This window comes from Diplocloster modestus, assembly GCF_019042245.1.
Taxonomy (GTDB): Bacteria; Bacillota; Clostridia; order Lachnospirales; family Lachnospiraceae; genus Diplocloster; species Diplocloster modestus.
Window position 1 is genome coordinate 348,356 of the sequence record NZ_JAHQCX010000004.1, and the last position, 15,246, is coordinate 363,601.

11 protein-coding genes are annotated in these 15,246 nt (G+C 46.9%); 3 read left to right on the top strand and 8 right to left on the bottom strand.

Translation table 11 applies throughout. The features are described 5' to 3' along the window. Positions 1-102: 102 nt before the first annotated feature. Positions 103-615, bottom strand: coding sequence for a dCTP deaminase/dUTPase family protein (locus KTH90_RS08625; protein WP_158350286.1), 513 nt, complete (start codon positions 613-615; stop codon positions 103-105). A gap of 124 nt (positions 616-739) precedes the next feature. Beyond that, a complete protein-coding gene (locus KTH90_RS08630; protein ID WP_158350288.1) occupies positions 740-1,324 on the bottom strand; it encodes a zinc dependent phospholipase C family protein in 585 nt (194 codons plus the stop codon). 335 nt (positions 1,325-1,659) lie between these two features. Here KTH90_RS08630 and KTH90_RS08635 point away from each other — a divergent pair, with 335 nt between their 5' ends. The 3 genes from KTH90_RS08635 to KTH90_RS08645 all read left to right on the top strand — a co-directional run bounded on the left by KTH90_RS08635 (position 1,660) and on the right by KTH90_RS08645 (position 6,189). Further along, the gene (locus KTH90_RS08635; protein ID WP_158350290.1) at positions 1,660-3,279 is read left to right on the top strand and encodes a tetratricopeptide repeat protein; all 1,620 of its coding nucleotides are present in this window, start codon (positions 1,660-1,662) and stop codon (positions 3,277-3,279) included. A 251-nt stretch (positions 3,280-3,530) separates the two neighbouring features. Beyond that, entirely contained in the window at positions 3,531-5,240 is a 1,710-nt protein-coding gene (locus KTH90_RS08640; protein ID WP_238726632.1) for a tetratricopeptide repeat protein, read from the top strand. A 622-nt stretch (positions 5,241-5,862) separates the two neighbouring features. After that, positions 5,863-6,189 carry a hypothetical protein gene (locus KTH90_RS08645; RefSeq protein ID WP_158350294.1) on the top strand — a complete coding sequence of 109 codons (327 nt, stop codon included), beginning with the start codon at positions 5,863-5,865 and terminating at the stop codon, positions 6,187-6,189. Positions 6,190-6,944: 755 nt separating this feature from the next. Here KTH90_RS08645 and KTH90_RS08650 read toward each other — a convergent pair. From KTH90_RS08650 to KTH90_RS08675, 6 genes are all read right to left on the bottom strand, one after another. Then, entirely contained in the window at positions 6,945-8,051 is a 1,107-nt protein-coding gene (locus tag KTH90_RS08650) for a glycoside hydrolase family 172 protein (RefSeq protein ID WP_158350297.1), read from the bottom strand. 65 nt (positions 8,052-8,116) lie between these two features. After that, on the bottom strand, positions 8,117-9,577 hold the full coding sequence (locus KTH90_RS08655; protein ID WP_158350299.1) for a glycoside hydrolase family protein: 1,461 nt from the start codon (positions 9,575-9,577) through the stop codon (positions 8,117-8,119). Next, on the bottom strand, positions 9,574-11,097 hold the full coding sequence (locus tag KTH90_RS08660) for a glycoside hydrolase family 32 protein (RefSeq protein ID WP_158350301.1): 1,524 nt from the start codon (positions 11,095-11,097) through the stop codon (positions 9,574-9,576). The genes KTH90_RS08655 and KTH90_RS08660 overlap by 4 nt, the downstream gene beginning before the upstream one ends. A gap of 23 nt (positions 11,098-11,120) precedes the next feature. Beyond that, on the bottom strand, positions 11,121-11,963 hold the full coding sequence (locus KTH90_RS08665; protein WP_158350302.1) for a carbohydrate ABC transporter permease: 843 nt from the start codon (positions 11,961-11,963) through the stop codon (positions 11,121-11,123). A 1-nt stretch (position 11,964) separates the two neighbouring features. Further along, the gene (locus tag KTH90_RS08670) at positions 11,965-12,849 is read right to left on the bottom strand and encodes a carbohydrate ABC transporter permease (protein WP_158350304.1); all 885 of its coding nucleotides are present in this window, start codon (positions 12,847-12,849) and stop codon (positions 11,965-11,967) included. A 72-nt stretch (positions 12,850-12,921) separates the two neighbouring features. Further along, the gene (locus tag KTH90_RS08675; protein ID WP_238726633.1) at positions 12,922-14,280 is read right to left on the bottom strand and encodes an ABC transporter substrate-binding protein; all 1,359 of its coding nucleotides are present in this window, start codon (positions 14,278-14,280) and stop codon (positions 12,922-12,924) included. Positions 14,281-15,246 lie beyond the last annotated feature (966 nt).

Sequence of the window (15,246 nt, forward strand, 5' to 3'; positions counted from 1 at the left end):
ACCCGTGTCACTTACCAGATGCCTTTCCCTCAACAATCAGTAGTCAGGGCGATGATGGGCGGCTGCGTGGCCGCCCATCACCGCCCGTTCCTCGCGCACCCCCTACCGCGAAGTAGACCCAAACCCCCCGTTGCGGACAGCATCCGCCTCGTCGTCTACCGTGATTCCAAACTGTGCAAAGATCCCCTGCATGAACCCGTCACCGGTTTTTAGCTGCAAGACTTTATTCTCTTTGGAATCATTTGTGATTTTAGCCATGATATGCCCTTCGTTATCGGAATAAAAATAATCGCTGTCGATGATTCCAACCGTATTGTTCAGCTGGAGCCTGTATTTGAAGCCCAGGCCGCTGCGGGGATAGAGTTTCAGTACCCAGCCTTCTTCCATCTCCGCCCGGATACCCGTAGGAATTTTGATGGTTTTCCCAGGCTCCAGGGTGAATTCCAGAGGGCTGTAAAAATCATATCCGGCCGATCCCCTGGTCGCGCGGGCCGGCATGCGGATCTCCTCGTAGACCTTGCGCACCACTTCATCCGGTGTTCCAAGGAATGAGTCTTTCCAATCTTTTTCAAATTGCTCCGGGCTTACTTTGTGAAACTGTGCGATTTTTAACATGTATCCGCTTCCTCCTTGTTGTATGGTAAAATAAATAGAACTTTCTATATTGACAGGAACTCTTCCCGATGGAACAAAAAGAGCGGTTCAAACTCCAACAGAGTCCAAACCGCCCGTTCTTATCTTAAGCTATGGCGAGGAATTTATCGATCTGTTTGTTGAGCAGATAGATGATAGCCTCCACCACCTGATGACAAAGTGCTACGATATATCTGCAATCCTCTTCTACCGATCTTTTGAATTCCAGGTACTCATTATGCGCTTTTTGGATGAAGATGCAAAGCGCGTCCGGTGTCTCGAATTTTTCCATTCTGCCGGCGTTTCTGGATGCTTCTCCGCTTCTGATATATTCTCTTAATCCATGTTTCAGATGTTTTTCGTAAATGCAGTGTTCTTTTAGATTTCCTTCGTAGGTCGCATTGTGCGGAAAGGTGAAGTAGTCCGCCATGTAGTGGATCACCTGGCCGAGATCCCTCCAGTATACCCGGGCATTGCGCTTCATGATATCGCAATTTACGGTCAGCCTTTTTATTTCAGTCCGAACTTCCTCGAAAGTCCCGTTAAATTCGTGTTTTTTTGTCAAGAAAGAAAGTTTGCAGTCCGGCAGGATACTGCCGAGGTAAAAGGCTTTCTTGTGTTTGGAAAGCTCTTTGGTTCCATTTGCTTCTACAATATATTTCGCCAGTGAGATGTGCGATTTTTTTCTCAAGTTCATATCCTCCAGGATTGAATTTTTCACGAACCTTTTTTATTGTACTTGAGGCGAAGTAAAAACACAAGTTATTTCACGTAAATTTTTCATGAAGGGTAAAATTGGCATGTATAAATGGTGTACTGTTAAGTATACATGTAAGGACAGGGGGGCCGGTTTCAACTGCACATAAGAGGAACTGCCGGAAAAATCCGGGAACCGGAGACTGCTCGAAACCTGTCGGAATTAACTGGTTATGTAATGACTATTGTGATAGAATATTTGTAAAGGATTTTCCAAGCAGCGCTCGTATGTTCTCTAAAATTCAAAAAAGAAAGGGAGCTTTATAGACTATGGCAGCCAGGTATAAAACGAACCGTATTTTTACAGACAAGCTATGGCAGAAAGATTGTCCCGTACTGATGGAGAAAGGCGCGTTTCTGTATGATACCGTCAAACAGCTTCATCTTTTACAATTCAAGTTTTGCAACTTACAATCTAAGGTTATAGAGTCCGTACATATAGAAATCGAATTTCCGAAAACGGATCATGATGTTTCGGCCGTTCCGATCAATTACCGCTACCAGGAGATTCATGCCGCCTTCCATGACCGGTTCGGAATCCAGTCTCCCATTTATGTTATAAAGAAAGAAGTCAATGAATTTCAACTGACGGTCAAGTCGGTTCACTTTCAGGATGGAAGCATATGGACAGGAGCCTCTCCTCTTATTCCTCTGGCTGCTCCGGACTATCTCACAAGTCTTGGGGAGTACCAGGAAACGTTTATTCAGGAAGTACATAAAATGAAAGACCTTAACTGTATGAATCTGCCGACGGACCGGGAGGAATTCTGGTATTGCGCCTGCGGGACTGTCAATGGAAAGGACGAGACCCATTGTATCAACTGTTCCATCCCAAAAGAGGCCATTTTTCAGCTGAGAGATCCGGACTTTCTCAAAGCCCGCAAGCAGGAGGCGGATGCCAGGCAAAAACTCCTGGAGGCAGAACAGGAGGCAGAAAGGCTCAAAAACCTCCAGACAGAACTTGAAAACAAAAAGAAACGGAAAAAGGTGCTATTACGCATCACTGCCGTCTGCTGTTCCCTGGTGCTGCTTTTTGGTATCGGCCTGCTTTCCGTAAAGGTGTTCTATCCGGAATACCGCTATGACAAAGCAGTCAGTTACATGGAAAACAGGAATTATGACAACGCTTTGCAGGTATTTGAAAGCCTGGGCGACTACAAGGATTCCTCAAAAAAGCTGCTGGAAACGAAATATGCCTATGCCGGAGTCTTGGCGGAGAACAAAGATTACGATGGTGCGCTGGCATATTATAACGAACTAAACGATTCTATGGATGTAGGGGAGGAGATCGATCTTGTTCGTTATCAGTTGGCAAATGATTGTGTTGAAAATGGCAGATACAGCGATGCTTTGAAGATCTACCAGGATCTGGCGGATTATAAGGATTGCGCTAAACGGATACCCGAGACAAAATATCTTCTGGCTAGTGCGTCTATGGAAAGCAAAGATTATACGACAGCGTACCGATTATATACGGAATTAGGCGATTATAAGGATGTTCCGGAAAGAATAACTGAAGCCAAATATCTTCTGGCCAATGCATCTATAGAAAGCAAAGATTATACGACAGCGTACCAATTATATACGGAATTAGGCGATTATAAGGATGTTCCGGAAAGAATAACCGAAGCCAAATATCATTACGCCGGCGTGCTGGTGGATCGGGGAGATTATCAGGAGGCGGTCGATCTATATAAAGAAATTTATAATTATAAAGACAGCGCCGATCTGCAAAAAATCGCAAATTTTAAGAAGGCTCAGAAATTCTTTGATCAGGAAAACTATAGTGAATGTTTGTTCACACTTCAAAAGATGTTTAATTCGTTAAAAGATATTGACGGGGCAACGGAACTTTATAATGAATGTAAAAATAAATTATGGAGGCAATAATTATGCCGCATAGCCGGAATATAACGCGCTGCGGCCGCTGTAAACAACTATACTTTTGTATTCTATTCAACAATATGATCTAAGGAGGGATTGTTTTTACTATGCCATCCAAATATCAAACACTTCGAATCTTTACCGAAACGCTGTGGCAAAAAGATTGTCCGGTACTTTTGGAGAAGAGCGCTCTTTTATATGACCGGGATAGAAGGCTTCATCTTTTGCAATTTAAATTTCGGAACATACAGTCTCGTGTGATAAATTCATTATATATCCGGATCAGTTTTGGGGAACCGGACAATCATGCAGCGCCGGTTACGGTCGGTTATCGTTATGACAACCTACAGGCGGCAGGACAGGAGCATTTTGGAAGCCAGTCGCCTGTATATATTTCGAACACCGTGGCTGACGGGTTTCAATTGGCTATCGAATCAATCACTTTTGAAGATGGCAGTACATGGACCGGCAGCTCTCCCCTGACTCCCCTGCCCGCTCCCGGGTTTATTTCAAGTCTTGGAGTATACGGTGAAACCTTTATTCAGGAAGTACATAAGCTCAAGGCGATCTCCTGTATGAATCTGCCGACGGACCGGGAGGAATTCTGGTATTGCGCCTGCGGGAATGTCAACACCAGCGATGCCGCGCATTGTATCAACTGCGGCTTTCCCAAAGATGTAATCTTTAAACTGAGGGATCCTGCTTATCTAAAGGAATGTAAGCAGATTGCCGACGCTGAACAAAAGCGCATGGAAGAAGAAAAAGAGGCGGAACGGCAAAAAAAGCAACAGGCTGAATTAGAAGGCAGGCAAAGGCGGAAGAAGCGTCTGATCCGCCTTGCCGTTATCTTCTGTATATTGATCTTTGCGTTTAGTATTGGCCTTTTATCACATAAAGTGATCTATCCGAATTATCGTTATCACAAAGCGCTCAGTTATATGGAACAGGGAAATTATGCGGATGCGCAGAGTATCTTTGAAGGTCTGGGAGACTACAAGGATTCCGGGAAGCTGAACATGGAAGCCAAATACGGGTATGCCGGATTCCTGGCCGAAAATGGTGAATACGACGCGGCGTTGGCCTGTTATAAGGAACTGGAAGGTTATAAGGATGTCTTAGAAAGAATAACATCCGTATACTATAACATGGCAGATTCCTATGTGGAACATGGTAATTACAGCGAAGCGCTGAAGATTTATCAGGATCTGGGAAACTATGAGGATTCCGAAGAGCGCATACCGGCCACGAAATATCTCATGGCCAATGCCGCGATGGAGAGCCATGACTATGAGACAGCGTATGGGCTTTACTCCGAATTAAGTGATTATAAGGATGTACCGGACAGGATGAACGAGTGCAGTTACCAATACGCCGGGCTGCTGCTGGAGCAGGGAAAATATCAGGAAGCGATTGATCAATACAAGAAAGTGTATCATTATAAGGACAGTGCCCAGCTTCAGGATGTAGCCAAATTTAACATTGCAAAGAAGCTATTTGAGGAAAAAAACTATGAGGAATGCTATGCAGCGCTGGATGGCTTAAAGAAAAGCCTGAAGGATCTTGACGGCGGGATGGATATGTATATGGAATGCTGTTATCAGGTGGGTTTATATTACCTGAAAATTGGTGATACCGTGGATGGTCTGGGCTATTTCCGGTTTATTTTCTACAATGAAGATTACAAAGAACACTATACCGATCTGTTGGAAAAAGAAATGTACGATAAAATTGCGGAAGACAAATGGGATAAGGCAGCATTAATGAGAATGGCCCTTCCGGATGATTATCAGGACCCCGCTCTGGATGAAGAGTTCTACATTGCCGGAAAGCGGATCTATAATTCTTTCTACACCTGGACTGCTTCCAGTGTCTTTGAATATCTGGCCTCCATTGATTATAAGGACAGCCGCACATGGTTAAGAAGGATACGCCAAGAGCAAGATGAGATGGAACAAAGGGTGTCATAACGTATCCGATTGGTCGCCTGTATCCGGGACGCCGTTATGTTTATCTCCCTATGTGGTATTCTGAGATTGGCCTCCGTCAGTCTCAGGTGATCCGTTACTTCCAGGTATTCTCCGTATGATCCGGGCTGCTTTTTACTGCCTCATCCTATTTATATTCTCCCGTTATCTGAGGGACCCTTATCAGTTTCTGGCCGCAAATATGAAAAGAAGCAGCTGGCGTGTTCTCTGGGCCATACCGCTTCTATTTATGGGGCTTGTAATGTTCCTGGGACTTTATCCTCATGTGCGGACGGACAATCTGTTGGGCGTCACCTTTCTTTATGTCATTCTCGGATTTGTTTACTATATTATCTACCAGGTATTATTAGCACTTATGATCTGTTAAATCAAAAGCAGGATCTGGACGTCCTGAAAAATCAGGTGGTTATAAGGCGGAAGCGGGGATGTTCCGGCTGCGGCTGCTTATAAACAACAGGGATGAAGAGGCAGCTGGCCGCTAGAAAGAGGTGCATTGTCCGAAAGGTATCTTAGTTTAATCTTGAGTATTTTGTTTAAATGTTCTATAATTATGAATAAATAATGTTGGTTTTTATCAATATCAGACAAATGGAGGGAATGTTTTATGAAAAACAAAAAAGCTTTAGCATTGACTGTTATTGGCTATACCGCGCTTGGGCTAGGCTGTTTATCCGGGTTTATTATGTTAACGCAATCGGAATTAGCGGCTACATTGTCTTGTATCATTGCCGGTGTTATTTCCTGTTTCTTGTTTTTAGGTTTTGCGGAAATCATAGAGCTGCTGCAGCAAAATCTGAATATTATGCGCGGTATGGCTTCTGCTCAAAATCCTCCACGTTATGTTGCCCAAAACGGAGGAAACCATCCTCAACAGCCGGTTCCGCCAAAGAAACCTGAGGTAGTACCTGAGGAACCCCTCCCGCCTCTTTAAATCTGGATGTCTCACTGGTTGTCTCATCTCATTATCATAACCGGTCAGCGAACCCAAAGGAAAGGACACTGCATAAAAATCGATTGTTACATATCGGAATCGGTAGGTCCTATTCATTCTTTTCCGTATCTGTATTCAGATCTGTGCGTGCCGGAAGATCAAATATTTGGCATCCAAACCCCAATCTTCCTGCCGGATCAGCGTTTGACTCATTTTACCTTTACGGTAACAAAGGTACAGTTTTCCGACGGTACTCTGTTTGAAGGCGAGGAACTGCTTCCCCCTGATCCAAAGACATTTCCGGCCCGCAATAATACACCCTCTCTTTCCGGGGAAATTCAAAATTCCAAGCCTAAAAAAATTTAATTCTTACTTAGAAAGGTGCTTTCGCACTACTTAGCATTCTTCCCCGGGGCTTCGTATGCCCGTTTCTTAGGGTTTGGAACCGCCGGCGGTATGCGGGGACGCACGGGGACGCTTCGGGCGGCCGGGTTCTTTTGTATCTCTCTGGGGGCGCATAGGGCTAGCGCTGGAATACGCTTAGTGAAATCGGAAAGCCGGGGTCAGGATGCCCGGCGGACTTCACGTCCGACGGGCAAGAGCCTCTGAACCGGGAACACATCAGGTGTTCCTGGTGAATAGGCCCGGTTCCCGAACCCGGCTTTTCGATTTCACTTAGCGGATACCAGCGCTAGCTCTCCGCGCTCCCAGGGAGATACAAAAGAACCCGGCCGCCCGAAGCGTCCCCGTGCGTCCTACCTCGGCCAGCGTTCCTCTCTCCCCATCAGCTTCCCAAACACCTGATGCGGTTCCCGCTGATACCAGTAAGCCACTGTAGCCACATCATCCTGCCGCTCATATATACCCCGATGGCACGATCCGATCTGCTGCACCGTAACCTTAATATCCTCCTGGAAATATACCGGGTCCGGTATATGGAACCGGTACAGCCCCCTCATCGGCGGACAATCATCCATATGATAATCGTTATGCACGCTGTCATCCTGCGCCGAATAAAACGGATATCCCAAAAACGGAGTGCAATAAGTATGCTCTACTGTCTTTCCCCCTGCCTGCGTCGCAAAGCTCCAGGCTCCGCCGAAATAATCCTCTGTCCCGGTGCCGCAGATCGTAGGATAATCCTTATCCCCATCCAGATAGAATTTTACTTCTCCTTCTCCCCACCAGTATCTCTCCAGGGTCGTCAATGCCATAAAGGTCCCCACATACTGGCCGGAACCCTTGACTCCATCCAGGATCACATAATCCTTCTGCTTTTCTGTCATCCGCTGCCGCCGCCACTGCGCGTGAAAATATCCGGCATTCTTAGGCAGCCCATCACACAGGCAGTAATCCACCTGATAGAAAAAGGAAGGAACCGCCTCTTTATTCTGGTTTTCGATGGTAATTTTTGCCTTTTTCCCGAAAGGCATGGGGAAATAACAGTTAAATCCCCGGGTCGGATTTACCACCACCGGCATGGAATTCACCGGATACGCTTTCGCAAAGCCGCAGCAGAAAAAGTCTCCAAGCGGGCACTCTACCGACGGCGTCTCCTCGTCATCCCAATACATCCGCAGCACCAGATCCCGCAGAACAAAACAGTTCTGATCGCTGGTCTTATCCGTCACTGTGATCCAGATATGCCGGATGACCCCGGGACCTTCCATCTCAGCCAGCACCTTTGTCTCCCCCGGCGCTATCGTGGGGATGCAGGGGGAACCCTTTCTGGAGGGTCCCAGTATACTGTCTGACATTCCTCCCTTTCCCTTTTCACCGGTGGGATTCTCTGCATTAATCGCCCTGCTTCTCGCGTTTTGAATTAAGGGTAAACTCTCCATCCCCATGATCGATGCAAACATTTTATATCCTCCGTTTCTGCGATTTAACAGCTAAATCGATAACTAGATTTGTAAATCTATATACTTTACTGCCCCAGCAGCCGCGGCTCCACACAGGATACAGTTCCGTACTCCGCAAATACCCCGATCAGGCCGGATTGTGCGCTGTAGCACCTGGTCGTCAGCGCCACATCATCCACATACACCTGCATAATCGTACCGCTGACCAGCAGCTGTACTCTGGCCTCACCGTCCCGGAACCGCACAGGGCGTTCATCGATATAACTTTGATCCCCGTCGATCCGGTTATAATAATCCATCACAATCTTCTGATGTGTCAATTCCAGACGCAGCTGGCACCACCGTTCCAGCTTTTCCCCGCTGACATGGATCATCAGTCCCACCGCTTTCGTTCCCGGTTTCCACCGAAGAGTCGCTTCGAACAGGCACGGATCTTTTAGTTCTCCCAGGGAAGCCCAGCCGAATCCGTCCCCGGATATTCCGGTGAGCAGCTTCCTGAAAGCCTGCTTTTCCTCTGATTGCTTCTGTAACGTTTCCTCTAATTTCCACACACCCTCAAAACCATGTACCTGTATAGGCAGTTCCAGGCCGAATGACCGGCGCACCGCTTCCACCATCCGTACCCCCAGCGTCTGATCCTCCCGCTGGATCAGCTCATGAACACAGGTGTTTCCTCCCCACACGAATCTGCCGTCATCCCGGCAGTCCTTGCGGATAGACAGCCATCCGACCAGATACCGCTTTTTCCCGTCCGTTACCGTCTTGGCCGCATAGAATTCCCGGCCGTCGAACATATCATCCTGATCCGGCATCTCCCATGGGCCGTCAAACCGTTCTGCCAAACGATATCTGGTTTCCCACCATCGGGAATAATTGGAGAAAGTCAGATACCATCTGCCGCCCATCTGAAAAGCATCGTGGCATTCGTGCGTCGGAAATGTCCTGGGCGAATAGATGGTCTTATAGTGTTCCCAGTGTTTCACATCCCCGGAGACATATACTGCCGTACATCCATCCCTTAAAACCGCCCCATCCTTTTCCGTAGCGGTTACCAGCATGCAAAAGCGCTTAAGCTCGGGATTCCAGAATACATGAGGATCCCTCCAGTGCCGGTCTCCATAATACCTGGTGTCCGGCGGGAAGAAATAGCCGGTATCTTTCGTCCAGTGGATCAGATCCACGCTGGCAGCCCTTAAGATGGCCTGCTCATATTTGCCGGGAACACCCCGGTTCCCTTCACAGAAACCTGTATAATAAAAATAAAAAGTACCGTCGTGATGAAACACACTGCCTGTCGCCGCATGCCAGTCCTGCTCATCGGGACTGCCGTTTTGAAGCACCAGCCTGCATTTCCCATAATGTACGAAGTCCTGGGTCTCGACCGCATAGATACAATATTTGTACAAAAAAAATAAAATATATCTGCCTTCCCAGTAAAACGGCATGATATCTCCACACATCTCACCGTGGGGCATCCCGGGATACTGGTTCTCGGGAGTATAGAATATCAGATCGCATCCTTTCATTCTGTCGCCGCCTTCTTCCTTTCAGGTGTATTCCGGGAATTACAGCCGGATTGCTTTTCTTCTGTACTCTCATCAAAGCATTTATCTCCCTTCCCGGGAATCCGGTACAGCTTATACCGCACCTCCTGATTATCCGGGAGTAATTCCGTGAGATCGGATTCTGCATAATAAAGCATGCTGCATACCGCTTCCCCCTCTCCCCAGAACAGTTCAACGCTGTTGGTATCTAAAAGCAGGTGCAGGTATTCCGGGTGTTTCATTTCCCTCTGACTAATTTTCCGGCATAACCACTCTTTTCCAAGTTCATCCGGAAAAGCTGACGTCCGATTTATCTCCAGTTCTTTTGTTTTCGTATTTACTAAGATCTTAAGACAATTACGCTCATTGGTCAAACGAAATTCTCTTGTCTCATCCCGCAGCGGCAGCTCCATCGTTATGTAACAGGGCTGTCCCGGAAGAAGGATGGCCGCTTTGTCTGTCCTGGCCGGATAAGGCTTAGCCGCTTCGAATAATTCCCGCACCGGATATTGGGCTAACCGGTAATCCTTCCCGCTTTTTTTAAGTTTCAGCTCTCTTGGAAATGACATAGTGCCCCGGTACTTCACGGCCGGCAGCATCTCCGCATAAGCCCACCGGTTCTGCCATCCCATAAGAATCCTGCGGCCCCGCACATTTTCATAGGTGACCGGCGCGTAAAAATCATATCCGAAATCCAGTATTCGTTTTTCCCCTGCCGGAGTTTGCGCAATAAATTTCCTGCCGTTAAAGATCCCGGTGAAGTATCTCACACAGGAATATTTTCTTTCCGGGATTATGACGCTGACGGTTAAAATCCATACCTGCCCGCGCTGAGAAGGTTCCGCTGTTTTGTCGTCCTCCAGTGCCATCGGGAACAGATCCGGGCACTCCCAGATTTCCCCCGGTTCCTGGTCACCGCTTTTAAAGGTACTCTCATATTCCCATTCCTTCAGGTTTCCCGAACTATAGATCTGTACCTCCTGTCCTGCTGACAGTACCATGATCCATCGCTCCTTAGGTTCATGGTAAAATACCTTCGGGTCCCGAAAATCTCTCAGGCCAGGATTCAGCACCGGATTTCCTGCGTATTTCAGAAAGGTATTACCTCCATCCAGACTGTAGGCCAGGCTCTGGGACTGAATCACCGACTCTCCCCACTCCCGGTGATGGGTAAACACAGCCACCAATGGACCGTGCGCATCTGTTCCGAATCCGCTGGTATTATCCCTGTCGTATACCATACTGCCGGAAAATATCTCTCCGTGCTCATCCGGATAAAGAGCCACGGGCAGATATTCCCAGTGGATCAGATCCGTGGATCTTGCGTGGCCCCAGTGCATCGCGCCGTGGGTCAGGCCGTCCGGATCGTATTGGTAATACAGATGATAATATCCCTCAAAAAAGATCAGTCCGTTCGGATCGTTCACCCACCCCGCAGGCGGGCTGAAATGAGCTCCCGGACGGTTATAACCTTTTATCATCCTATTGTCCTTGTTGTCCATCACTTGTCCTCCGTCGTATTCACTCAACCCTTCACCGCCCCGGCGACCACACCCTCAATGATATACTTCTGCAGGAACAGATATAAGACGAGAATTGGAATAATCGTCAAAACCAGCGCCGCCATCATCAGGCCCAGATCTGAGGAGAATGTCCCATAGAAGGCCCGCGCAGCGATCGGCAGGGTATACAGTTCCTTCTTACCCAGTACCAGGCTGGGCAGCAGGTAGTCATTCCACAGGTTCAGCGCGTCGATGATCACCAGGGTAGCGACCATAGGTTTTAGCAGCGGCAGCACGATCATAAAAAAGGTTTTATACCGGCCGCATCCGTCGATACTGGCCGATTCCTCCAGCTCCATGGGCACTGTACTCTTGATCGCCCCATGAAACAGGAATATTCCCATACTCACACTGAATCCGATATGCATGAAAATCAGCGTCGTCCTGTGATTCAGCATATTCAGGGTCCCGCCGTAGATCGAAACCAGCGGAATCATCAGTACCTGGAAGGGGATCGCCATGGAGGCGATCATCAGGGCAAACAGAATTTTTCCCGCCATCCAGTCGGTCCTGGCAAAAATATAGGCGGCCATGGCGGATACAAAAATAATCAGAACCACGCTGCACCCTGTAATGAACAGGGAATTTCCCAGTGCCTTGAAGAAATCCATCTTCTCTACCGCCTGCACAAAGTTACTCAGAATGAAACCATGTTCCCCGACCAGAGACAGTGGCTTCTTAATTACATCGATCTTGGTTTTAGACGCATTGATCAAAACCAGGAAGAACGGGAAAATGTACAGGAGCAGGACCGCAGACAGGATCACGGTTTTCAGCATTCCGGAATTTCTTTTTCTCTCTGTCATCTTACATGCTCACCTCTTTCTTCTTGCCGATCATCACCTGGCTTATGGAAATCACCACACATATGACAAACAGGATCACCGCTTCCGTCTGCCCCACACCGTAATCTTTGGTTGTAAATGCTTTCATATAGACATGCATAGCGGCCATGACCGTGGAGTTAAAGGGGCCTCCGTCCGTCAGCGACAGATTCAGATCATAAGCCATAAAGCATCTGGTGATGGACAGGAACAGGCATACCACAAAAGAGGACACCATCAAAGGCAGGGTCACGAACCGGGTGCACTGCCACTGCCGGCAGCCGTCGATCCTGGCCGCTTCCAGCAGATCCTTAGGTACGCTCATCAGGCCCGCGATATAGATTAACATCATGAAGCCCGAGTACTGCCATACCGTGACGATAATAAGGGCAAACAGCGCCTTGTCCGGATCTGACAGCCAGGACGTGGAAAAGATCCCGATCTGCAGCTTCGTTCCCACGGATACCAGCGCCCTGGAAAAGATAAACTGCCAGATATACCCCAATATCAGTCCGCCGATCAGATTCGGTGTGAAAAATCCGGCCCTGAAAAAATTTTGTCCTTTTATCCCGCTGGTGACCAGATACGCCAGCACAAAGGCCAGCACATTGATCAGGATCACGGATATCGCTGAGTAGATCAGGGTTAGCAGCACAGAACGCCAAAAGTCCGCATCCTGAAATGTGGTAATATAATTGCCAAAGCCTACGAAAGCCTTATCCGCCGATATACCGTTCCAGCCGGTAAAAGTCAGATAAAGACCATAGACGAACGGTACCATCAGAACCATGATAAAACAAAAGACCGCCGGTCCGGCAAATCCCAGGAAGGTTCCCGTCTTATACCAGAATGAATGTTTCCTTTTCATGCGGTTTTGCACCTGCTTTCTATTCAAGATAAATGGGGCCGCACTGCTGTGACGGCCCCTCTTGGAATTTGCTTATTTTTGTGCCTGCCAATAGGTTTCGATTTCGGAAGCCAGTTCATCCCGTTTGATATTGTCCCCCAGGTATTTCTGAAGGGAGGCGCCGGCCTGGGTCCCATGATCACCGGGGATCTCCTGATACCAGTACATGGACTGCCCTGCATTGATATATTCCTGTGCGGAAGCGCTTAAAGGTGCGGATACTTTTTTCTGTATGTTGGAGAACGCGGGGATGATACTGCATTCCTCTACCATAAATGTCTGTCCCGCTTCATCATATACCAGCCAGTTCAGGAAATCCTTCGCTGCCTGCTGCTGTTCCGGTGTCGCATATTTCGCATCGATGACAAATTCTTTGCTGGCGCCGCTGACCAGTTTGGTGTTCGCATCATCTGTCGTATCTTTCTGAGGCAGAGGCATAATGCCGATATTTTCAGTATGTTCATAGATATCCGTCGCCCAGCTGCCGTTGAACCAGAATGCCACCTGGCCTTCCGCCAGATAAGAATTGTTCAGATCGTAATCTGCGGAGAGGGGATCGGAACCATTGATATTATATTTTTTCAGCAGATCAAAGCTATCCATCAGGGAATTGAAACGGGCATTCTCCGACAGCTTTGTTTCACCGGACTTCAGGGAATCCACGAAAGCGATGGAACCGTCTGCCGTGTTGCCCTGCTGGTCATAGAGCTGCCCGAAGAAATGGTTGGCCAGGGACCAGTCGTCCTTGTTGATGGCCACGGGAGCTGCCATACCGCCGTCCGCCAGTTTCTTCAATAATCCTTCGAATTTGTCTAAGGCAGCGTAATCCGCGGGCTTGAACGTCTCACCGGTAATTTTCTCGATCGCGTCGGCATTGTAGATCAGGCCCACTGCCTCCACGGTAAACGGGAAACTGTATACTTTGCCATCGATGGTGATTCCATAGGTATCGCCGCCGTCTTTGATCCAGTCCTCACCGCTTAAATCCGCCAGATACTCCTGGAAATCATAGACATCGGGATGGTCAACCAGCATAATAGTGTAGGGATCGCCCGCCGCGTATTTTCCGGCCAGGTGGGTTCCAACCACATCGCTGGTGAAATTTACTTCTACGGTCACCCCGGTCTGCTCCTTGTACTTCTTCGCCATCTCCTCGAATTGAGTCTGTAGCTCGGATTTCGTATTTAATAAGGTAATGCTCGTTCCCTGACCCGAAGCGTCTGTGGCGTTTGTTTTGGCATCGGCGTCATCTCCTGCCGGTTTTGCGGTACTTCCGGCGGCAGTTGTTTCCGGTGCCGGATCGCTTGCCTTGGGTGCTTCTTTTGATCCACAGCCAATACACAGGCCTGCGGTCATGATTAGTGCCAAACCAATTGCTGCTAACTTTTTCATTTTCATAATCCTCCATTTTTTCTGTAGTTGCATTGATTGTTGGTCTGATTTTGTTCTGGTTTTTACATTCATTAATAAAGTTAGTTTTAACTCTGTTATCCAAGTCAACTCGGGTTTACAGCTGATTTTTGTGATTGTTGTCTGGTTATTCGTTCTTCGGTTGTCAATTCTCTGGTTGTCCTCTGTTTCTCATCAGGCTAATTTTAGGCAAACGGATTTTGTAATATCCCGGGATTTTAGTATTTCCACATTTCCTTTATTGCCTAAATTCCTTTATTGACTAAATTCCTACATTGCCTAAATTTCCTTCTTTACCTTATTAAGTCACCATACAGTTGGAACCTGCAGGTTATCTAATAAGATTATATCTATTTTCCCTCCTTTTATCTGACTGCAAGTATTGTTACGATAATTTCCTCTTCTAAATAGAAACTTTGTAGCTAAGTCTTATGTAACTTTGTAAAACTGCGAACTTTGCGAAATGAACTCCGTAAAGTCTGTAAACTCTGCCAACTCTGTAAATGTAAATAAGTAACCTTTTTAATGAAATCCTTATATATGAGTAACCGTATATAAGAATTTTTATAATAGAACAACCTCTCTAGGATGAGTAACTGTATAAAAGAATCTTTATTATATGATAAATTTTTTAAAAGAATCTTCATTTCTGGAGCACATGAATAACGCACATCTTGTAAATACAGGTTACTATTTCAAGTTTACATTTGTTCACTTTTACCTCACAGGATAAACTCTGAATATAATTTAATATGACTAAAGTTATTCTGCTTACCCTATATTGAGTATAATTCGACAGGAAATTATCTTTTTCTTCTGTTCTTATTGTGAATATTATCATTAATTTTAACTAATGTCAATATTTATTTTGACATTTTTTCAATTTAATTTTGACATTTTTGTTTATTATCAGCTCCATATTTTAACATTTGTTTCATGAACCTAACG